The organism is Mesorhizobium sp. WSM4840, from assembly GCF_055811755.1.
The window spans coordinates 70,207-89,474 of the sequence record NZ_JBVVQD010000004.1 but is presented as its reverse complement, the minus strand read 5'-3'; the positions used below and the strand labels follow the sequence as shown (position 1 = coordinate 89,474).

Annotated in this window: 20 protein-coding genes; 4 read left to right on the top strand and 16 right to left on the bottom strand. The window is 62.8% G+C overall.

Annotated features, from left to right (window positions below):
- The first annotated feature begins 153 nt into the window (after positions 1–153).
- Both AC0L3I_RS07975 and AC0L3I_RS07970 read left to right on the top strand, forming a co-directional pair.
- Complete coding sequence (locus AC0L3I_RS07975) at positions 154–1,329, top strand: CaiB/BaiF CoA transferase family protein (RefSeq protein ID WP_473526555.1); 1,176 nt, start codon at positions 154–156, stop codon at positions 1,327–1,329.
- Positions 1,326–2,975, top strand: coding sequence for a thiamine pyrophosphate-binding protein (locus tag AC0L3I_RS07970; RefSeq protein ID WP_473526554.1), 1,650 nt, complete (start codon positions 1,326–1,328; stop codon positions 2,973–2,975). The genes AC0L3I_RS07975 and AC0L3I_RS07970 overlap by 4 nt, the downstream gene beginning before the upstream one ends.
- 75 nt (positions 2,976–3,050) lie before the next feature.
- On the opposite strand, the gene AC0L3I_RS07965 is transcribed toward AC0L3I_RS07970, so the two are convergent.
- The 6 genes from AC0L3I_RS07965 to AC0L3I_RS07940 all read right to left on the bottom strand — a co-directional run bounded on the left by AC0L3I_RS07965 (position 3,051) and on the right by AC0L3I_RS07940 (position 8,041).
- The gene (locus AC0L3I_RS07965) at positions 3,051–3,500 is read right to left on the bottom strand and encodes a CHRD domain-containing protein (protein ID WP_473526553.1); all 450 of its coding nucleotides are present in this window, start codon (positions 3,498–3,500) and stop codon (positions 3,051–3,053) included.
- Between the two features lie 177 nt (positions 3,501–3,677).
- Positions 3,678–4,649, bottom strand: coding sequence for an ABC transporter substrate-binding protein (locus AC0L3I_RS07960; RefSeq protein ID WP_473526552.1), 972 nt, complete (start codon positions 4,647–4,649; stop codon positions 3,678–3,680).
- Between the two features lie 81 nt (positions 4,650–4,730).
- A complete protein-coding gene (locus AC0L3I_RS07955; protein ID WP_473526551.1) occupies positions 4,731–5,867 on the bottom strand; it encodes an ABC transporter permease in 1,137 nt (378 codons plus the stop codon).
- On the bottom strand, positions 5,864–6,742 hold the full coding sequence (locus AC0L3I_RS07950) for an ABC transporter permease (protein WP_473526550.1): 879 nt from the start codon (positions 6,740–6,742) through the stop codon (positions 5,864–5,866). The genes AC0L3I_RS07955 and AC0L3I_RS07950 overlap by 4 nt, the downstream gene beginning before the upstream one ends.
- Positions 6,742–7,260 (bottom strand): endonuclease domain-containing protein, encoded by a 519-nt coding sequence (locus tag AC0L3I_RS07945; protein ID WP_473526549.1) that lies wholly within the window; start codon positions 7,258–7,260, stop codon positions 6,742–6,744. Before AC0L3I_RS07945 ends, AC0L3I_RS07950 begins: the two co-directional genes overlap by 1 nt.
- Positions 7,250–8,041 (bottom strand): ABC transporter ATP-binding protein, encoded by a 792-nt coding sequence (locus AC0L3I_RS07940; protein WP_473526548.1) that lies wholly within the window; start codon positions 8,039–8,041, stop codon positions 7,250–7,252. Before AC0L3I_RS07940 ends, AC0L3I_RS07945 begins: the two co-directional genes overlap by 11 nt.
- 116 nt (positions 8,042–8,157) lie before the next feature.
- On the opposite strand from AC0L3I_RS07940, the gene AC0L3I_RS07935 reads away from it, so the two are divergent.
- Positions 8,158–8,562, top strand: coding sequence for a cupin domain-containing protein (locus AC0L3I_RS07935; RefSeq protein ID WP_473526547.1), 405 nt, complete (start codon positions 8,158–8,160; stop codon positions 8,560–8,562).
- Between the two features lie 23 nt (positions 8,563–8,585).
- Here the strand turns inward: AC0L3I_RS07935 and AC0L3I_RS07930 are convergent, their stop codons facing one another.
- The 4 genes from AC0L3I_RS07930 to aptA all read right to left on the bottom strand — a co-directional run bounded on the left by AC0L3I_RS07930 (position 8,586) and on the right by aptA (position 13,130).
- Positions 8,586–8,969 carry a hypothetical protein gene (locus AC0L3I_RS07930; RefSeq protein ID WP_473526546.1) on the bottom strand — a complete coding sequence of 128 codons (384 nt, stop codon included), beginning with the start codon at positions 8,967–8,969 and terminating at the stop codon, positions 8,586–8,588.
- Positions 8,966–10,417, bottom strand: coding sequence for a dihydropyrimidinase (gene hydA / locus AC0L3I_RS07925; protein WP_473526545.1), 1,452 nt, complete (start codon positions 10,415–10,417; stop codon positions 8,966–8,968). The genes AC0L3I_RS07930 and hydA overlap by 4 nt, the downstream gene beginning before the upstream one ends.
- 64 nt (positions 10,418–10,481) lie before the next feature.
- Positions 10,482–11,732, bottom strand: a complete 1,251-nt coding sequence (locus tag AC0L3I_RS07920) for a Zn-dependent hydrolase (protein WP_473526544.1) — start codon at positions 11,730–11,732, stop codon at positions 10,482–10,484.
- Between the two features lie 69 nt (positions 11,733–11,801).
- Positions 11,802–13,130 (bottom strand): omega-aminotransferase AptA, encoded by a 1,329-nt coding sequence (gene aptA, locus AC0L3I_RS07915; protein WP_095492228.1) that lies wholly within the window; start codon positions 13,128–13,130, stop codon positions 11,802–11,804.
- Between the two features lie 255 nt (positions 13,131–13,385).
- Between aptA and AC0L3I_RS07910 the strand changes: the two genes are divergently transcribed.
- Complete coding sequence (locus tag AC0L3I_RS07910) at positions 13,386–14,015, top strand: TetR family transcriptional regulator C-terminal domain-containing protein (protein WP_473526543.1); 630 nt, start codon at positions 13,386–13,388, stop codon at positions 14,013–14,015.
- 106 nt (positions 14,016–14,121) lie between these two features.
- Here the strand turns inward: AC0L3I_RS07910 and AC0L3I_RS07905 are convergent, their stop codons facing one another.
- The 6 genes from AC0L3I_RS07905 to AC0L3I_RS07880 all read right to left on the bottom strand — a co-directional run bounded on the left by AC0L3I_RS07905 (position 14,122) and on the right by AC0L3I_RS07880 (position 19,212).
- Complete coding sequence (locus AC0L3I_RS07905; protein ID WP_292191649.1) at positions 14,122–14,616, bottom strand: DUF3592 domain-containing protein; 495 nt, start codon at positions 14,614–14,616, stop codon at positions 14,122–14,124.
- Positions 14,617–14,719: 103 nt separating this feature from the next.
- Positions 14,720–15,097, bottom strand: coding sequence for a DoxX family protein (locus AC0L3I_RS07900; RefSeq protein WP_473526542.1), 378 nt, complete (start codon positions 15,095–15,097; stop codon positions 14,720–14,722).
- A 62-nt stretch (positions 15,098–15,159) separates the two neighbouring features.
- Positions 15,160–15,618 (bottom strand): carboxymuconolactone decarboxylase family protein, encoded by a 459-nt coding sequence (locus tag AC0L3I_RS07895; RefSeq protein ID WP_473526541.1) that lies wholly within the window; start codon positions 15,616–15,618, stop codon positions 15,160–15,162.
- A gap of 12 nt (positions 15,619–15,630) precedes the next feature.
- Positions 15,631–16,149: an RrF2 family transcriptional regulator gene (locus AC0L3I_RS07890; RefSeq protein ID WP_473526540.1), complete on the bottom strand. Its 519-nt coding sequence runs from the start codon at positions 16,147–16,149 to the stop codon at positions 15,631–15,633.
- 382 nt (positions 16,150–16,531) lie between these two features.
- A complete protein-coding gene (gene preA, locus AC0L3I_RS07885) occupies positions 16,532–17,845 on the bottom strand; it encodes an NAD-dependent dihydropyrimidine dehydrogenase subunit PreA (protein ID WP_473526539.1) in 1,314 nt (437 codons plus the stop codon).
- A gap of 2 nt (positions 17,846–17,847) precedes the next feature.
- Complete coding sequence (locus AC0L3I_RS07880; RefSeq protein ID WP_473526538.1) at positions 17,848–19,212, bottom strand: NAD(P)-dependent oxidoreductase; 1,365 nt, start codon at positions 19,210–19,212, stop codon at positions 17,848–17,850.
- Positions 19,213–19,268 lie beyond the last annotated feature (56 nt).

The following is a 19,268-nucleotide window of genomic DNA, read 5'->3' as shown; positions in this document are numbered from 1 at the left end:
ATTGGCATGGTCGGGTTGGCCCATTGCAAGAACCGTGACAGCAGCACGCGGGATTGATAGTGCATGTTGCCCAAAAGTGCGCAGCGGTTTTGGGATAACGACATGCATAAAAAGAAAACTAGAGCCTGCGTTCCCGATCAATCACGGTGATCCATGACCGAGCCTCCGCTGAAAGGCATCCGCGTAATCGAACTCGCCCGCATCCTGGCCGGGCCGTGGGCCGGGCAGCTGCTCGCCGATCTCGGCGCCGACGTGATCAAGGTCGAGAGCCCTGATGGCGGCGACGACACCCGCAATTGGGGTCCGCCCTTCGTCATGAGCCATGACGGCGAAAACCTTTCGGCCGCCTACTACCATTCCTGCAATCGCGGCAAGCGCTCCATCGCCATCGATTTCTCGACGCCCGGAGGTGCCGAGACCGTGCGCCGGCTGGTCGCGACATCAGATGTGCTGATCGAGAACTTCAAGCTCGGCGGCCTGAAGAAATATGGCCTCGACTGTGACAGCTTGCGCAAAATCAACCCGCGGTTGATCTATTGCTCGATCACCGGCTTCGGCCAAGACGGGCCCTATGCGCCGCGCGCCGGCTATGACTTCATCATCCAGGGCATGGCCGGCATGATGTCGATCACCGGCGAAGCCGGCCGCGAGCCGCAAAAGGCCGGTGTCGCCATATCGGACATTTTCACCGGCCTCTATTCGGTGATCGCCATCCAGGCCGCACTTCGCCACGCCGAGAAGACCGGCGAAGGCCAGCATATCGACATGGCGCTCTACGACAGCCAGATCTCGGCGCTCGGCAACCAGAACCTCAACTATCTGGTCTCGGGAAAATCGCCGGTGCAGATGGGCAATGCGCATATGAACATCGCGCCCTACGAAGTGGTGCCGGTGAAGGACGGCCACATCATCCTGGCGATCGGCAATGACGGCCAGTTCGCCAAATTCTGCGCCGCCGTCGGATTGGACGACCTGCCATCGAACCCCGATTTCGCCACCAACCCCGCCCGGGTCGCCAACCGGGCGACGCTGCGCGAGCATATAATCGAAGCGCTAAAGACCTTCGATCGCGATCCGCTGCTGGCCAAGCTGGAGGCGGCAAGCGTGCCTGCCAGCCCGATCAACACGATCGGCGAGATGTTCGCCGACCCGCAGACCATCGCGCGCGGCATGCGGCTCGACCTCGACGACGGCCATGGCAACCTGTTGCCCTCGGTGCGCGCGCCGATGGTCATGTCGGGCACGCCGCTGGTCTATGAGCGGCCCTCGCCGCGCCTCGGCGAACACACCAAAGAAATCCTTGCCGAACTGGAGAGGTCAGGAAAATGAAAACCGGCGGACAACTGATCGTCGATGCGCTCGAAGCCAACGGAACGGACCGTATCTATTGCGTGCCCGGCGAATCCTACCTTGCGGTGCTCGACGCGCTGCACGACTCGCCGATCCGCACCATCGTCTGCCGCCAGGAGGGCGGTGCTGCGATGATGGCCGACTGCCATGGTCGCCTGACCGGTAGGCCCGGCATCTGTTTCGTCACCCGCGGTCCCGGCGCCACCAACGCCTCGGCCGGCATCCACATTGCCATGCAGGATTCGGTTCCCGTCATCCTGTTCATCGGCCAGGTCGCCAGCCACGCCAAGCAGCGCGAGGCCTTCCAGGAGGTCGACTACGTCAGGTTCTTCGGTGATATCGCCAAATGGGTGGTCGAGATCGACGACGCCGCGCGCATCCCCGAATTCGTCACCCGCGCCTTCGCGGTGGCGACGTCCGGCCGTCCCGGCCCGGTCGTCATCTCGCTGCCGGAAGACATGCTGACCAGCTTGGCCGAAGCGCCGGAAGCCCTGCCCCACACGCCGGTCGAAACGCGGCCGGGCGAGGCCGAGATCGATGCGCTGGAAAAGCTGCTCGGCAAGGCAAAGCGCCCTTTCGTCATCCTCGGCGGCACGCGCTGGGATGCGGCGGCCGTCGCGCGAATGCGGACCATCGCCGAAGCCTGGTCGCTGCCGGTCGGCTGCTCCTTTCGCCGCCAGATGCTGTTCGATCATCTCCATCCGAACTACGCCGGCGATGTCGGCATTGGCATCAACCCGAAGCTGGCCACCGCCATCAAGCAGGCCGACCTCGTGCTGCTCGTCGGCGGCCGCATGGGCGAGATGCCATCCTCCGACTACACGCTGCTCAAGAGCCCCTACCCCGACCAGACGCTGGTCCATGTCCATGCCGACGCCGGCGAGCTCGGCCGTGTTTATCGGCCGACGCTGGCGATCAACGCCTCGCCGTCCGCTTTCGTCGAAGCCTTTGCCGGGCGCAAGCCGGCCGCCACGCCGGCATGGGCTGATGAAACACCGAAGCTGCACGCCGCCTATCTCGACTGGTCGACACCGCCCGAAAGCGGCCCCGGCGCCGTCCAGATGGGGCCGATCATGAACTATCTCGAAAAAATGCTGCCCGACGACGCGATCCTCACCAACGGCGCCGGCAACTACGCCACCTGGGTGCATCGCTTCCACCGCTCCCGCCGCTTTGCCACGCAGGCAGCGCCGACCTCCGGTTCGATGGGCTACGGCACGCCGGCGGCGGTCGCCGCCAAGGAATTGTTTCCCGAGCGCGACGTGATCGCCTTTGCCGGCGACGGCTGCTTCCTGATGAACGGCCAAGAGTTCGCCACCGCCGTGCAGTACGATCTGCCGATCATCGTCGTCGTCGTCAACAACGGCATCTACGGCACCATCCGCATGCATCAGGAGCGCGAGTATCCCGGCCGTGTCGTCGCCACCGACCTAAAGAATCCCGACTTCGCGGCGCTCGCCCGCGCCTATGGCGGCCATGGCGAGACGGTCGAGAAGACGGCCGACTTCGCGCCGGCCTTCGAACGCGCGCGTGCCAGCGGCAAGCCGTCGATTGTCGAGATCAGGCTCGATCCCGAGGCCATCACGCCGACCCGGACAATGACCCAGATCCGCGACAGGTCGTAAGCGCCAGAGGCATAGGCCGAGTTCCTTCGCGCAAACTTCGACAGGTAATGCAGCGCTCCCTCGGGCGACGTTGCGCTACATCGCCGCTGCCTTCTCGATCTGCCCGCGGATCTCGCCGTCCTTGTGGACCGCCGTATGGAGGTTGATGTAATATTTCCCGGCCATCAGGTCGGCAGCCTGCGCGTCGGTCAGGATCGCCGCCCCCTTGAACGGGCTTTTCGGAGCGCCCTTGAACGGGATGACGACGCCGGCATTTTCACCCTTTGCTGCCGGACCGTGAATATGTCCCGCCGTCGCCGGTCCACTGAGACCTGAATACGTCACGTTCCAGGTCAGCTGTTTCGTGGCGGTGTTGAAGCCGAGATCGGCCTCGCCTTTGCCCTCTGTGGTGATGGGCGGATTCTGCTGAGCGCCATCGAGCGTCGCCTTCATCTTCATCATGTCGGCCAAGGCCGGTGAAGCGCACAGGAAGGAAGCCGAAACGGCCAGCGCCGAAAGCATCGGCGAGAAGGATTGCATGCGCATGGAAATCTCCGTTGTGGCGATGTACATCCGCTGAAGCTGGATGCACCGCAACAACGGTTGCGGCGAGTGGATGTTTCCACCGGTAACGGCTATTTTACATCCCACAAAAAAGGGGGCGGTCGCCCGCCCCCTTTTTCAACTGAAGAAGCCCAGTTGATCGCCTCTATTGATGGCTCCCTACTTGATGGCCTTGTCGGTGATGGCGGTCGTGTAGGCGCCGGTCGGCTCCTTGGTGATGATCTTCTGGTCAAGCAACGCCTTGGCGGTGCGCGCGTAAGTCGCCGGGTCAAGCTTGCCGTCGGCATTGTCGATCAGCTTGGCGACTTCGCCCATCATGCGCTTCTGATGGTTCTCGTCCTGGCCGCCATTGTCCATGACGATGCCGGCCGCCTCGTCGGAATTGTCGACGGCATATTTCCAACCCTTCATCGAAGCGCGCACGAAACGCACCATCTTGTCCTCGAAGGCCGGATCCTTGAGCTTGTCCTCCAAGGCATAGAGCCCGTCCTCGAGCAGGTCGTTGCCCATGGCCGAGTAGTTGAACACGATCAGCTCCTCCGGCTTGTAGCCGGCGTCGATGAGCTGCCAGTATTCGTTGTAGGTCATGACCGAGATGCAATCCGCCTGCTTCTGGATCAGCGGCTGCACGTCGAAACTCTGCTTCAGCACGGTGACGCCGTCCGGACCGCCGTCGGTCTTCAGGCCGAGCTTGTTCATCCAGGCATAGAACGGATATTCATTGCCGAAGAACCAGACGCCGAGTGTGCGGCCCTTGAAGTCGGCTTCGGTCTTGATCGGGCCGTCCTTCGGGCAGACCAGTTCCATGCCGGCCTTCTTGAACGGCTGGGCGATATTGACCAGCGGCACACCCTTTTCGCGCGCGGCCAGCGCGCCGCCCATCCAGTCGACGATGACGTCGGCGCCGCCGCCGGCAATCACCTGCTCGGGCGCGATATCGGGGCCGCCCGGCTTGATCTCGACGTCGAGGCCCTCGGCCTCATAGAAACCCTTGTCCTTGGCGACGTAGTAGCCGGCGAACTGGGCCTGTGTGACCCATTTCAGCTGCAGCGTCACCTTGTCGGCGGCCATCGCTTGGAACGCGGCAAGCGACATCGCGCCGGCCAGCATCGAGATAACAAGTCTTTTCATGTTTTTACCCTCTGAAGTTAAGTGTTCACCCTTTTAGGATCAGGACCTTCAATGCGCCCTGATTCCAAACCCGCCACCGCCCTATCCACCACGGACGGAGGGATGCCAAAACGTGACTGCTCTCTCGAAAAGAGCGACCACGCCATAAAAGACCGAACCCGCAAGTGCTGCAACTGCGATTTCGGCCCAGACCATGTCGATATTCATCCGTCCGACTTCGGTCGAAATCCGGAATCCCATGCCGACGACCGGCGTGCCGAAGAACTCCGCAACGATGGCGCCGATCAGCGCCAGCGTCGAATTGATCTTCAGCGCGTTGAAGATGAAGGGCGCCGCCGCCGGCAACCGCAGCTTGAACAGCGTCTGCCAGTAGCTAGACGCATAGGTGCGCATCAGGTCGCGCTCCATATGGCCGGAGGCGGCAAGCCCGGCGACCGTATTCACCAGCATCGGGAAGAAGGTCATGATGATGACGACGGCGGCCTTCGACTGCCAGTCGAAGCCGAACCACATGACCATGATCGGCGCCACGCCGATGATCGGCAGCGCCGAGACCATATTGCCGATCGGCAAAAGCCCGCGGCGCAGGAACGGCACGCGGTCGGCCGCGATGGCGGCAAGGAAGCCGGCACCACTGCCAACGACGTAGCCGAAGATCACCGCCTTGAAGATGGTCTGCCGCACGTCGGCGGCGAGCACCGGCAGCGAATTGGCGATGCGCACGCCGATGGCGCTTGGCGGCGGCAGCAGGATGAAAGGAATGCCCGCGCCGCGCGTCACCGCTTCCCAGATAATCAGGATCCAGGCGCCGAAGATCGTTGGGATGATCAGCCTCAAAGCGGTTGCCGCCCAGCGCGAGGTCGGGCGAAGCGCGGACAGGACCGTCACGCAGCGCCAGGCCAGAAGCCATGCCGCGGCAAGCAGCAGATAGAAGGATGCGCGAGCGGTCCCTTCGTTGCCGGTTATGCCGGCGAGCAGCACCCACGCCGCGCCGTGCGCGCCAAGGAAAAGCAACACCACCCCAATTGCCGGGGGGAAATTATCGGCCTCGATTGCCAGAAGCAGCAACAAGAAAATCAAAGCAGCGGTGGCGATACCATAACCGGGCGCCGCATCGACAAGCGGCCAAAGAAGGATCGCCCCGGCAAGCAGCGCAAGCGCTGCATACCCTTGCCAGGAACGAGGCGTGATCGACGAAAGGCTGAGGAGAGAGCTCATGCCGGCCTCCCGCCCATGGCGCGGTCGACGATGCGCCCGGCAATGCCGACCACCATCACCAGCAAGGCCGCCACGATCGAGCCGGCAACCAGCGCCGACCAGATGTCGATCGTTTGGCTGTAATAGGCGCCGGCGAGCAGCTTGGCGCCGATGCCGGCGACGGCACCGGTCGGCAGTTCGCCGACGATGGCGCCGACCAGGCTGGCGGCGACTGCCACCTTCATCGAGGTGAACAGGAACGGCACCGACGCCGGCACGCGCAGTTTCCAGAAGGTCTGCGACGGGCTGGCATTGTAGGTGTGCATCAGGTCGAGATGGGTGATCTCGGGCGAACGCAGCCCTTTGACCATGCCGACGGCCACCGGGAAGAACGACAGATAGGTCGAGATCAGCGCCTTCGGGATCAGGCCGGTGACGCCGATCGCCGCCAGCACGACGATGATCATCGGCGCCACCGCCAGGATCGGAATCGTCTGCGAGGCGATGATCCACGGCATCAGGCTGCGGTCGAGCGTCGCGACATGGACGATGCCGACGGCAATCACGATGCCGAGCGCCGTGCCGAAGGCGAAGCCGAGCAGCGTCGAGGACAGCGTCACCCAGGCATTGTAGACAAGGCTGCGGTTGCTGGTGACCTTGCGCAGAAAAGTGTTCTCGAAGAAATTCACCGCCACCTGATGCGGCGCCGGTAGCGTCGGCTTCGGCTGCGACATCGTCTTGCCGATGAATTCCACAACCCCCGGCGTCTCGCCGGCACGGCGGTCGAGATCGCGCTGGAACGGCGCGTTGAGGATGACAGCGAAAACATACCAGACGACGACCACGCCAGCGAGGATCGAGGTCACCGGAACGATCTTGTCGCGAAAGGAGTCCATCAGCAGCGTTCCCCTCCTCTCCCCAACGGGGAGAGGGTGGCCGGAGCGAAGCGGAGGCCGGGTGAGGGGGTAGAAATCTTTCCGTCGAGGCAAGCTAAGACCGTATCAAGGACCGCTCGGCGTTCGGCCAAAACTTCATGGTTCCAGAACCGAAGAACGGAATAGCCGTGGTCATTCAGCCAAGCAGTTCTCGCGGCATCGGTTGGAGAATCGACGTGCTGGCTGCCGTCGATTTCCACAATCAGCGCTCTCTCGCGACAGACAAAATCTGCCAAGAAAGGCCCAAGCGGCACTTGCCTCACAAATTTGTAGCCGTTGAGATGACGTCCTCGCAGTTCCCCCCAAAGCCTGTATTCAGCCTCGGTCTCGTCAACCCGCAGTTTTCGAGCGCGATTGGTTGCGCCCGCCTTTCTTTTGGTCGGATCTTTCGGCGCCGCCCCCTCACCCGACCTCCGCTTCGCTCCGGCCACCCTCTCCCCGTCGGGGAGAGGAGGGAGCCCATCCCGCTCAATCCTCATAGCTGTGCCCTGCCCTGAGCCCGTCGCGCACCCGCGCCGCTATCGCCAGGAACTCCGGCGTCTCGCGGATGTCGAGCGGCCGCTTTTTCGGCAGCGTCGATTCGATGACGTCGCTGACACGGCCCGGACGCGGCGACATGACAATGATCCGCGTCGAGAGGTAGACCGCCTCGGGAATGGAGTGGGTGACGAAGCAGATGGTCTTGTTGGTCCGCTCCCAAAGTTCCAGCAGCTGTTCGTTGAGATGGTCGCGCACGATCTCGTCCAGCGCGCCGAACGGCTCGTCCATCAACAGAAGATCGGCGTCGAAGGCCAGCGCTCTTGCGATTGAGGCACGCTGCTGCATCCCGCCGGAAAGCTGCCACGGATATTTCTGTTCGAAGCCGCCCAGGTTGACGAGGTCGAGCGTGCGCTTGATGCGCGCCGCCTGCTCTGCCTTGGAGAGGCCCATGATCTCCAACGGCAGCGCCACGTTGCGGTCGATCGTGCGCCATGGATAAAGCGCGGCCGCCTGGAAGACATAGCCATAGGCGCGGCTCTGGCGCGCCTGCTCGGGCGTCATGCCGTTGACGGAGATGGTTCCCGATGTCGGCTTCTCCAGATCGGCGATGACCCGCAGCAAGGTCGTCTTGCCGCAGCCGGACGGCCCGATGAAGGAGACGAATTCGCCCTTGCCGATGGTCAGGTCGACATTCGACAGCGCCTGCACCGGACCGTCACTGGTCTGGAAGGTCAGGCCGAGCTTGCTTGCCGAAACGACGGCTGGCGACTGTCCCGTCATAGGCCGCAGCCTGCCTTTTCGCGCCGCTGCCGCGCCGGCCGGAATCCCGTTGCTTTTGCCACAATGCTGCTTTCCACTTACCTTGTCTCACTCGATCGACGCCCGGAGTTTGCCCGATGCCGCCCAAACCCACCTGCCATCTTATCCGCCCCGAAAACTCTTATGAAGGCAAGCAGGGACTGAGTTATTTCACCGGCATCGCCGCCGAGACGGTCGGCTCTACCGGCATCTGCATGCACCTGCTCACCATGCCGCCCGGTGCCCGCGCCAAGGCGCATATGCACGAAAGCCATGAAACGGCGATCTATGTGCTCTCCTGCGAAGTCCATACCTGGTATGGCGACCGGCTTGAACAGCAGATCGTGGTCAAGGCCGGTGACCTCTTCTACATACCCGCCGGCGTGCCGCATCTGCCGGCCAATCCGAGCGACAGCCCGGCCTCGGCGGTCATCGCCCGCACCGATCCCAACGAACAGGAAAGCGTCGTCCTGCTGCCGGAACTGGATGGGCTGGTCCCCTGAGGGCGGCTTTGAGGCAGCGGCAATCACCGGCACCGGGACACTTCCCCGTAAACGGTACCGGCCTCGTCGGCGATCACCAGCCTCTTGGCATTCCTGGTGCTCCGCCTAATGGTGAACTGGCCGGGTGACTCACCCTCCTCGCCTTCCGCCTGGCATTGCGCCTTCACCACCAGCGAACCGTCGGCCTGCACCTGGGTTTCGGTGAAGGTGCAGGCGCTGGCCACCGTGATGAATTCCTTATCGGTCAACAGCAGCATGTCCTCGGCATAGACTTCCTGACCGTTCTTGTTGATGCAGCCGGACTTGTTGCCATAGGGCTTGGAAAGGTCGATGGCGGCCGCCGAAGCCTGGCCAGCCGCCAGCATCACGGACGCAACGACCGCGAGATAAACAGCGCGCAAGCTCACACCCCGGTCGCCGGAATGCCTGATCGTTCCACCTTGCGCGGCGCGGAAATTTCCTTCCAGGTCGACAGCGCCCGGTTGATCGCTGCATTCGGCTCGCGAGCGACGAACTCGCCATGGCCGGGCTTCGCCTTGACCTCGTGTTCCTGGATCGACAGTTCGCCGCGCGAAAAGACGAAGCGTGGCAGGCCGGTGACCTCGAAACCTTCGAAGACGTTGTAGTCGATCACCGACTGCTGCTTCTTGGAGGTGATCGTCTTCTTGCGCTTCGGGTCCCAGACGACGATATCGGCGTCGGCGCCTTCGACGATGGCGCCCTTCTTCGGATACATGTTGAGGATCTTCGCGATGTTGGTCGAGGTCACCGCGACGAATTCGTTCATCGTCAGCCGGCCGGTGTTGACGCCGGTGGTCCACAGCACGGGCAAGCGGTCCTCAAGCCCGCCGGTGCCGTTCGGGATCTTGGTGAAATCGCCGATGCCGTTACGCTTTTGGCTAGTGGTGAACGCACAATGGTCGGTCGCCACCACTTGCAGCGATCCAGCCTGCAGGCCGGCCCACAGCGAATCCTGATGCAACTTGTTGCGGAAGGGCGGGCTCATCACCCGGCGCGCCGCATGGTCCCAGTCCTTATTGAAATATTCGCTCTCGTCGAGCGTCAAATGCTGGATCAGCGGCTCGCCGAACACCCGCATGCCTTTCTGGCGCGCCCGGCGAATGGCTTCATGGGCCTGCTCGCAGGAGACATGCACGACATAGAGCGGCACGCCGGCCATGTCGGCGATCATGATGGCGCGGTTGGTCGCCTCGCCTTCCACTTCCGGCGGCCGCGAGTAGGCGTGCCCTTCGGGGCCGTTATTGCCGGCGGCCAGCAGCTTCTGCGACAGGGCGGCAACCACGTCGCCATTCTCGGCATGAACCAGCGGCAGCGCGCCAAGATCGGCGCAGCGCTGGAACGACGAATACATCTCGTCGTCGTCGACCATCAGCGCGCCCTTGTAGGCCATGAAGTGCTTGAACGAGGTGATACCCTTGTCGACGACGGTGGCCATCTCGTCGAACACCTGCTTGCCCCACCAGGTGATCGCCATATGGAAGGAATAGTCGCAGGAAGCTTTCGAGGTCTTGTTGTCCCACATCTGCAAGGCCTCGAGCAGCGACTGCTGCGGCGACGGCAGGCAGAAATCGACAACCATGGTGGTGCCGCCGGCGAGGGCGGCGCGCGTGCCGCTCTCGAAATCGTCGGCCGAATAGGTGCCCATGAACGGCATTTCGAGATGGGTGTGCGGATCGATGCCCCCCGGCATCACATAGCAGCCGGTGGCGTCGAACTCGTGGTCGCCATGCAGGTCCGGGCCGATGGCGATGATCTTGCCGTGCTTGAACAACACGTCGGCCTTCCAGGTGCGATCGGCGGTGACGATGGTGCCGTTCTTGATGACTTTGGACATTTTTTTGTTCCCTTGTTCTCTTCGCGCTTCTTGGTGAGCGGCTTTCGGAATCTTGGTTTCTAGCTCACTCCACAATCACCGCTGTCTCCACCACCGCGTGGAACAGCACGTCGGCGCCGGCCGCCGCCCAGTCCTTGGAGATCTCTTCGGCTTCGTTGTGCGACAGCCCGTCGACGCAGGGGCACATCACCATCGCCGTCGGCGCGACGCGGTTGATCCAGCAGGCGTCATGGCCGGCGCCGGAGACGATGTTGCGATGCGTATAGCCCAGGCGCTCTGCCGCATCCCGCACAGCCTTGACGCAGCCCGCGTCGAAGGTGACAGGATCGAAATGGCCGACCTGGTCGATTTGATATTGGATGTCGAGCGCTTCGCAGATTGTGTCGATGCCTTCGCGGATGCGCCCGTCCATGGCGTCGAGCACCTCCTTTTCCGGAGAGCGGATGTCGATGGTGAACACGGTGTGGCCGGCGATGATGTTGCGCGAGTTCGGATAGACCTCCATGTGGCCGACCGCGCCGACGGCGTCGGGCTGATAGTCCATGGCAATCTCGTGCACCAGCTCGATTACCCGCGCCATGCCGAGCCCGGCATTGCGGCGCTTCGGCATCGGCGTCGAGCCGGTATGCGCCTCCTTGCCGGTCAGCGTCACCTGCAGCCATTTCAGCCCCTGGCCATGGGTGACGACGCCGATGTCGATGCCCTCGTCCTCGAGGATCGGGCCTTGCTCGATATGCAGCTCGAAGAAGGCGTGGATCTTGCGGTCACCGACTTTCTCGGTGCCTTTCCAGCCGATGCGTTCGAGCTCCTCGCCGAACTTCTTGCCGTCCTTGTCGACATGCGAATAGACATCGACCTGGTCGAGGACGCCGGCGAAGACGCCGGATGCCATCATCGCCGGCGCAAAGCGCGCGCCTTCCTCGTTCGTCCAGTTGGTGACGACGATCGGATGTTTGGTCTTGATGTCGAGCTCGTTCAGCGACCGCACGATCTCCAACCCGCCGAGCACGCCGAGCACGCCGTCATACTTGCCGCCGGTCGGCTGGGTGTCGAGATGGCTGCCGACATAGACCGGCGGCAGATCGGGCTCGGTGCCTTCGCGGCGGGCAAACATCGTGCCCATCTCGTCGACGCCCATTTCGAGCCCCGCCGCCTCGCACCAGCGCTTGAACAGATGCCGCCCCTCGCCGTCCGCGTCGGTCAGCGTCTGGCGATTGTTGCCGCCGGCAATGCCGGGGCCGATCTTCGCCATCTCCATTATCGAATCCCACAAACGGTCTGAATTGATTCGCAGATTCTCGCCGGGAGCGGCCATTCAAGTTCCTCTCATCTCTTCGCATACAGGGCGACGGTTCCCGTCGCCGCCCTATAGGTTGTGGAGTATCTAGTCCACCGCCCTCAGCACTTCACGCACATGGTCGATCAATTCGTTGATCTGGCCCTTGGTGATGATCAGCGGCGGCGACAGCGCGATGATGTCGCCGGTGGTGCGGATCAGGGCGCCGCGCTCGAACGCCTTGACGAAGGCCGAGAAGGCACGCTTGGTCGGACTGCCGGGAATGGGCGCCAGCTCGATCGCGCCGATCAGGCCGATGTTTCTGATATCGATGACGTTCGGCTCGCCCTTCAGCGAATGCAGCGCGTCTTCCCAATACGGCGCCAGTTCCTCGCCGCGGGTCAGCAGCCCCTCTTCCTTGTAGGTGTCGAGCGTGCCGAGGGCTGCCGCACAGGCGATCGGATTGCCCGAATAGGTGTAGCCGTGGAAGAATTCGATCATATGCTCGGGGCCGGTCATGAAAGCGTCGTGGATTTCCTTCTTGACGAACACCGCGCCCATCGGGATGACGCCGTTGGAGACGCCCTTGGCGGTCGTCATAATATCGGGCGTGACGCCGAAATAGTCGGCGGCGAACGGCGTGCCGAGGCGGCCGAAGCCGGTGATGACCTCGTCGAAGATCAGAAGGATGCCGTGCTTGGTGCAAATCTCGCGCAGCCTCTCGAGATAGCCCTTCGGCGGCAGGATAACGCCAGTGGAACCGGCTACCGGCTCGACGATGACGGCCGCGATGGTCGACGCATCATGCAGCGCGACGATGCGCTCCAGCTCGTTGGCCAATTCCGCGCCATGCTCGGGCACACCCTTGGTGAACGAGTTCTTCTCCGGCAGATGCGTGTGCGGCATGTGGTCGACGCCGCCAAGCAGCGTGCCGAACATCTTGCGATTGGTGACGATGCCGCCGACCGAGATGCCGCCGAAATTGACACCGTGATAGCCGCGCTCGCGGCCGATCAGGCGGGTGCGTGAGCCCTCGCCTTTGGCGCGGTGATAGGCGATCGCCATCTTCAGCGCGGTCTCGACCGATTCCGAACCGGAATTGGTGAAGAACACATGGTCCATGCCCTTCGGCGCCAGGTCGACCAAACGGTTCGCCAGTTCGAAGACGATCGGGTGGCCCATCTGGAACGCCGGCGCATAGTCGAGTTCGGCGGCCTGGCTCTGGATCGCCTCGGTGATCTTCGGCCGGCAGTGGCCGGCATTGACGCACCACAGGCCGGCGGTGCCGTCGAGAACCTTGCGCCCGTCGCTCGTCGTGTAATGCATGTCCTTGGCTGACACCATCATGCGAGGCGCCTGCTTGAACTGCCGGTTTGCCGTGAACGGCATCCAGAATGCGCTGAGATCGTTCGGCGTGACTTTCAGCCGGTTGGACATGACCAAGGCTTCCCCTTGTAACCTGTTTCGGTGCGGCTAACGCTTGGTCTTCCCGACACTTGGTCTCTGCTGCGTTTTCGTGCTACGCAAATTTTTGACCGGTTGGACAAACGTTAGCACCGCCCTGTCGGCGGTCAAGGGATTACTAGCGGAAATGCGGCAGCTGAAGCGCGCTCCACAGGCAGGAGAAAAACTGGTCCAGAGAATTGGTCCAGACGACCCTCGCGGCAATGTCCTGCGGGGATGACGATTGGCATGGACACCCCCGCCCCTCGCCGCACCCGCATTCAGCAGGAAAAACGCGAGCTGATCCTGGAGGCGGCGCTCGAGGTCTTCTCAACCAACGGCTTTCGCGGCTCGACCATCGACCAGATCGCCGAAGCCGCCGGCATGTCGAAGCCGAACCTGCTCTACTATTTCCGCCGCAAGGAGGACATCCACGAGACGCTGATGCAGCGGCTTCTGGACACCTGGCTGGCGCCGCTGCGCGAACTCGACGACATCGGCGATCCCTTGACCGAATTGCGCAGCTACATCAGGCGCAAGCTCGAAATGGCGCGCGATTTCCCTAGGGAAAGCCGGCTGTTCGCCAACGAGATCCTGCAGGGCGCGCCGCGCATCATGCCGATGCTGGAAGGCGAGTTGAAGACGCTGGTCGACGAGAAGGCCGCCGTCATCAAAGGCTGGATGCGCGCCGGCAAGATCGCCCGCACCGACCCCTGGCACCTGATCTTCTCGATCTGGGCGACGACGCAGCACTATGCCGATTTCGACGTTCAGGTCCGCGCCGTGCTCGGCCCCAACCGAGGCGGCGACGGCCGCTTCGAGGACGCCGCAAGGTTTCTCGAGCAATTGTTCATCGACGGGCTGAAGCCGAAAAGCTGACCTCGATAGTTCAGGCGCTGCGCCGCTCGGCGGCAAGCGCCAGGTGCTGACCTGCGACGGCGGTCTGCGATTTGCAGCGTAAGTGCGCACGGTTGCAGACGAAGGCTCAATCGGACGTCAGGCCGGGCCAGAAGGCCAGCGCCATTAGCCCGGCGATAATGGCATACCAGACCGCCGTATGGGTTGCCTTCATGATCGGCCGCCCCACTTCCCGTGCCCGGTTCGGATGCAGGGGGTCATACATGACCTTTACCGCCGCTCCGACCGAACCAGTCATGTTATTGACCGGCAAATGCGATTCAAAGCGCCAGATCTTGCCGAGGCGATCGGCGAATTCGATGGTCGGCGTCCTGGGCGAGTCGTCCGACATCTTTATCTCCACCACCTTGCCTGTCACATAGACGCGACGGTGCCGAAGCACGAGATCGCCATAGGTGTGGGGAACGACAAGCACCAGGAAAAAGAGACCGCAGACGAAGCACCAGAGTTGGATATCGCTCGGAAAATAGCCGAATGTTTCGGCAAGCGCCCGAAGCGGCGAGAGCGCGAGGTGAAAGGCCTGCGAAACGCTTCCCCAGAAGCTATTCCAGCTTTGCTCCATAAAGGCTCCGACAAGCGAAACTGAGCCAATCATACGAGGCAATCGCAACGGAGCGATTAATGCGCAGATGACAATTCATACCATATCGGCTGCGCGATTCTCCTTAAAGCGCCTGGCCCATCAGCGCTAGGAATCCTCCGGTCAGCGCGACATTGCCGACAAAGCCGTTGATGCGGGACGCGCGCTCGGGTCCCTGATGATCCCAGAAATTATGGAACATCGGGGTGGCGACGACAAGGAACAGCACCAGGCACAGAGCGGCGGCAGCGGTCCAGACACCTGATATCACCAGCGCTCCGGAAACGATCTGCAGGACGATCCCCAGCCACAGCATCAGCCGCGCCTGCGGCACGCCGCGTGTCGTCATCATCTGGGTCAGGAAGCCTGCATTCTGGATATTGCGCAGGCCGGCAAAGACGAACGCCCCACCAAGCAGCAGGCGGGCGGCAAGAAGAATCTCATTCTCAAAATTCGACAACATGCTCTTGATCCCAAAGCAAAAAGAGACGCGCGGCGTAAAGGCCGCGCGTCAGGTCCGTCCGCTCAAGCGGCCTTGGCCGCCGCTACCGGATGAATGGCGTGGAAGGGAACGCAGAGCCGATTCCAGGTGTTGATCATGCCGATCGCGACGGACAGCTTGACCAGTTCCTCTTCTGAGAAGTGCTCGAGCGTTTTTGCGTAGAGATCGTCCGACACGCCGCTGTCGGCGATCTTCGTCACCGCGTCGGTCCAAGCGAAGGCAGCGCGTTCGCGCTCGGAAAACAGCGGCGATTCCTTCCAGGCAGAGACGAGATAGAGCCGCTGTTCGGTCTCGCCGTCGTGGCGCGCCTCGCGGCTGTGCATCTCGACGCAATACGAACAGCCATTGATCTGCGACGCCAGCAGCTTGATCAGGTGCAGCAGGCTTGCCTCCAACCCGCATTCGTCGACCGCCTTGTTGAGCGCCGACACAGCTTTCATGATTTCCGGCGCCGCGCCGAAGAATTGCAGCCTCTGCTTCATCGTCATTACCTTTCACGCTTGCTTGGTTGAACTGGATTTCTGCGGTCGCTGATGGCGCTCGACAAAGGCGCAGTTCGCGGCGACTGAACGGGGGTCGGCATCGCTCCTATATCCCGCCACGATGTCGGACAGCCGGGCCTCGGCGAGGGCGGCGCGATAGGCGCGCTCCGCCTTCAGCATCGCGACGCTGATGCCGCAGGGTTTGACATAGACCGAGGCATCGAGCCTGGCCGGCCCGCGCTGACGGATTTCGCCGCAGCGGAAGGCCGGCTCGCGTCCTTCCACGGCGAGCACGATGTCGAGCAGCGTTATGCGCTCAGCCGGCCGCGCCAGCCGGTAACCCCCCGATGGGCCGGGCACCGATTCCAGGATGCCCGACGCCGTCAGCGCGTTGAGATGCTTGAGGAGATAGCTCGGCGACAGGCCGAACGCTTCAGCCATGGCAGCACCCGGCATGGTCGCTGCGCCTTCGACGCCGGCGAGCATGGTGGCGCAGTGGATGGCCGCTTCGACGCCCTCGCCCAGCTTCATTGTGCTGATCTCCAATTCATGGATATATCTTATCGTGGATAAATTTTATCCGCAATACGAAATCGAGAGTCTCTCGACTGTGAATGGGATGGCTGCCCTGCCCGCGATTTTATCCGATCGATGGAGCCGCCCCTCATTGCCCTGCCGGGCATTTCTCCCCGTAGAACGGGGAGAAAGACGCCGGCATCGAAGTTTTCGCCAATCTCCAGCGTTGCAGAATAGAGAGCCAAGGCCGCGGCCAGCGGGCTTCTCCCCGTTTACAGGGAGAAGGTGCCGGCAGGCGGATGAGGAGCAGCGCCGACCTCAACGGCTGCACTGCTAAAGCGCCACCGACAGTGCTCCCACACGGTGTGAGAGATAAGAAAGGTCGCCCCGTCCGCCCCTATTCCGCCGCTACCTTCGCCATCGGGTTGTTCGGATGCGTCGTCCAGTTGGCGTAGACCGGCGACACCGGTCTGCCGGTGCGCTGGTCGATCACGCCGGCCGCCAGCGGCTCCATGGTGATGCAGTTCTCCACCGGGCAGACATTGACGCAGAGATTGCAGCCGACGCATTCAGCTTCGATCACTTCGAAATGCCTGACGCCATCGACGATTGCGGTGATTGCCTGGTGCGCAGTGTCCTCGCAGGCGATGTGGCAGCGGCCGCATTTGATGCAGGCCTCCTGGTCGATATGCGCCTTGGCGATGTAATTGAGGTTGAGATACTGCCAGTCGGTGACGTTGGGCGTGGCGCGGCCGACGATGTCGTCGAGCGAGGTATGGCCCTTCTCGTCCATCCAGTTTTCCAGGCCGGCGATCATCTCCTGCACGATCTTGAAGCCATAGGTCATCGCCGCCGTGCACACCTGCACATTGCCGGCGCCGAGCGCCATGAATTCGGCAGCGTCGCGCCACGTGGTGATGCCGCCGATACCGGAGATCGGCAAGCCATGCGTTTCCGGATCGCGGGCGATCTCGGCCACCATGTTCATGGCGATCGGCTTCACCGCCGGGCCGCAATAGCCGCCATGCGAACCCTTGCCGTCAATCGTCGGCTCCGGCGCGAAACTATCGAGATTGACGCCGGTGATCGAATTGATGGTGTTGATCAGCGACACCGCGTCTGTGCCGCCGGCAAGGGCGGCCCGCGCCGGCTTGCGTATGTCGGTGATGTTGGGCGTCAGCTTGGTGATAACAGGCATGCGGGTGTTGGCCTTGCACCAGCGCACCACCATTTCGATGTATTCCGGCACCTGGCCGACGGCAGCACCCATGCCGCGTTCCGACATGCCGTGCGGGCAGCCGAAATTGAGCTCGATGCCGTCGGCCCCCGTCTCCTCGACCCCCGGCAGAATCGCCTTCCACGCATGCTCCTCGCAAGGCACCATCAGCGAGACGACGATGGCGCGGTCGGGCCAGTCCATCTTGACCTGCTTTATCTCGCGCAGATTGACCTGCAGGTCGCGGTCGGTGATCAGCTCGATATTGTTCAAACCGAGCAGGCGGCGATCGGCGCCCCAGATCGCGCCGTAACGCGGACCGTTGACGTTGACCACCGGCGGACCTTCTTCGCCGAGCGTCTTCCACACCACGCCGCCCCAGCCCGCCTTAAAGGCGCGGATGACGTTGTAGGCCTTGTCGGTCGGCGGCGCCGAAGCAAGCCAGAACGGATTCGGCGATTTGATGCCGACGAAATTGTTGCGAATGTCTGCCATGCTCATGCCCTCCCGTTCGAGGTCAGTGCCCGGTGGATCGATTCGGCCGCGTCGCGGCCCTGTGCGACGGCGGAGACTGTCAGGTCGTCGCCGCCAAAGATGCAGTCGCCGCCGGCCCAGACATTGGCCAGCGAGGTGCGGCCTTCGGCATCGACCTTGATGCGGCCAGCTTCCAAAGCAAGCAAGGCACCGCTGCCGTTGAGCGCAGCCGGGACAAAACTCTGGCCGATCGCCTTGAACACCTGGTCGGCGGTAAGCGTCAGCCGCTCGCCGGTGCCGACGAGCTTGTCGCCATCCATCGCCGTATATTCGAGCTCGATGCCCGACACCTTGCCGCCTTCGGTAATGACCCGCTTCGGCTGCAGCCAGTGACGGATGATGACGCCGTTGGCGGCAGCCAGATCCTGCTCGAATTCCGAGGCGTTCATGTGCTCCTGGCCGCGCCGGTAGCAGATCGTCACCTCTTCGGCGCCGAGCAGCTTCGATTGCACCGCCGCGTCGATCGCCGTCATGCCGCCGCCGATGACGACGACGCGCCGGCCGACCGGCAGGCTGGCAAGATCGCTCGCCTGGCGAAGCTCCGCAATGAACTCCACCGCATTGGTGACGCCCTGCGCCTCCTCGCCGTCGGCGCGTAGCGCGTTGACGCCGCCAAGCCCCATGCCGAGAAACACCGCGTCGTAGTTCCTGGTCAGGTCCGAGAGTTGGTAGTCACGGCCGAGCGCCTTGCCGTTCTGGATGTCGATGCCGCCGATCGACTGGATATAGTCGACCTCGGCCTGGGCGAAATTGTCGATGCTCTTGTAGGCGGCGATGCCGTATTCATTGAGGCCGCCGGCTTTCGGACGGGCTTCCAGGATGGTCACGTCGTGACCGTGGCGGGCGAGCCGATGAGCGGCGGCAAGCCCGGCCGGTCCGGCGCCGACGACGGCGACCGTCTTGCCGGTCGGGGCGGCGCGCGGGTAAAACTGCTTATTCTCAGCCATGGCGACATCGGTGGCGTAGCGCTGCAGTCGGCCGATCTGCACCGGCTTGCCTTCCGCCACTTCGCGCACGCAGACTTCCTCGCACAGCGTCTCGGTCGGGCAGACGCGGGCACACATGCCGCCCAAAATGTTCTGGTCGAAAATCGTCTTTGCCGAGCCGATCGGATTGCCTGTCGAGATCTGGCGGATGAACAGCGGGATGTCGATCGAGGTCGGGCATGCGTTCATGCACGGCGCGTCATAACAGAAATAGCAGCGATCGGACTCGACCAGCGCCTCGTGATGATCGAGCGGCGGATGCAGGTCGGAAAAATTATCCGCATATTGTTCAGGCGAAAGCCGGCCGCCGGCAATGCCCTGCTTGAAATGACCAGTCGCCATTCCGCTTCCCCATTCTTGTGGTTTTGCCGAAGGCTAACACGTTTTGTTTTTTTATC

What these genes read in the sequence shown, in the direction of transcription:
- aptA (WP_095492228.1), bottom strand. Translation starts at nt 13,130, where the DNA reads ATGTCCAACCGGCTGAAAGTCACGCCGAACGATCTCAGCGCATTCTGG.
- AC0L3I_RS07910 (WP_473526543.1), top strand. Translation starts at nt 13,386, where the DNA reads ATGGACACCCCCGCCCCTCGCCGCACCCGCATTCAGCAGGAAAAACGC.
- AC0L3I_RS07920 (WP_473526544.1), bottom strand. Translation starts at nt 11,732, where the DNA reads ATGGCCGCTCCCGGCGAGAATCTGCGAATCAATTCAGACCGTTTGTGG.
- AC0L3I_RS07975 (WP_473526555.1), top strand. Translation starts at nt 154, where the DNA reads ATGACCGAGCCTCCGCTGAAAGGCATCCGCGTAATCGAACTCGCCCGC.
- AC0L3I_RS07890 (WP_473526540.1), bottom strand. Translation starts at nt 16,149, where the DNA reads ATGAAGCTGGGCGAGGGCGTCGAAGCGGCCATCCACTGCGCCACCATG.
- AC0L3I_RS07905 (WP_292191649.1), bottom strand. Translation starts at nt 14,616, where the DNA reads ATGGAGCAAAGCTGGAATAGCTTCTGGGGAAGCGTTTCGCAGGCCTTT.
- AC0L3I_RS07945 (WP_473526549.1), bottom strand. Translation starts at nt 7,260, where the DNA reads ATGAGGATTGAGCGGGATGGGCTCCCTCCTCTCCCCGACGGGGAGAGG.
- AC0L3I_RS07940 (WP_473526548.1), bottom strand. Translation starts at nt 8,041, where the DNA reads ATGACGGGACAGTCGCCAGCCGTCGTTTCGGCAAGCAAGCTCGGCCTG.
- AC0L3I_RS07935 (WP_473526547.1), top strand. Translation starts at nt 8,158, where the DNA reads ATGCCGCCCAAACCCACCTGCCATCTTATCCGCCCCGAAAACTCTTAT.
- hydA (WP_473526545.1), bottom strand. Translation starts at nt 10,417, where the DNA reads ATGTCCAAAGTCATCAAGAACGGCACCATCGTCACCGCCGATCGCACC.
- preA (WP_473526539.1), bottom strand. Translation starts at nt 17,845, where the DNA reads ATGGCAGACATTCGCAACAATTTCGTCGGCATCAAATCGCCGAATCCG.
- AC0L3I_RS07880 (WP_473526538.1), bottom strand. Translation starts at nt 19,212, where the DNA reads ATGGCGACTGGTCATTTCAAGCAGGGCATTGCCGGCGGCCGGCTTTCG.
- AC0L3I_RS07960 (WP_473526552.1), bottom strand. Translation starts at nt 4,649, where the DNA reads ATGAAAAGACTTGTTATCTCGATGCTGGCCGGCGCGATGTCGCTTGCC.
- AC0L3I_RS07895 (WP_473526541.1), bottom strand. Translation starts at nt 15,618, where the DNA reads ATGAAGCAGAGGCTGCAATTCTTCGGCGCGGCGCCGGAAATCATGAAA.
- AC0L3I_RS07950 (WP_473526550.1), bottom strand. Translation starts at nt 6,742, where the DNA reads ATGGACTCCTTTCGCGACAAGATCGTTCCGGTGACCTCGATCCTCGCT.
- AC0L3I_RS07955 (WP_473526551.1), bottom strand. Translation starts at nt 5,867, where the DNA reads ATGAGCTCTCTCCTCAGCCTTTCGTCGATCACGCCTCGTTCCTGGCAA.
- AC0L3I_RS07970 (WP_473526554.1), top strand. Translation starts at nt 1,326, where the DNA reads ATGAAAACCGGCGGACAACTGATCGTCGATGCGCTCGAAGCCAACGGA.
- AC0L3I_RS07900 (WP_473526542.1), bottom strand. Translation starts at nt 15,097, where the DNA reads ATGTTGTCGAATTTTGAGAATGAGATTCTTCTTGCCGCCCGCCTGCTG.
- AC0L3I_RS07965 (WP_473526553.1), bottom strand. Translation starts at nt 3,500, where the DNA reads ATGCGCATGCAATCCTTCTCGCCGATGCTTTCGGCGCTGGCCGTTTCG.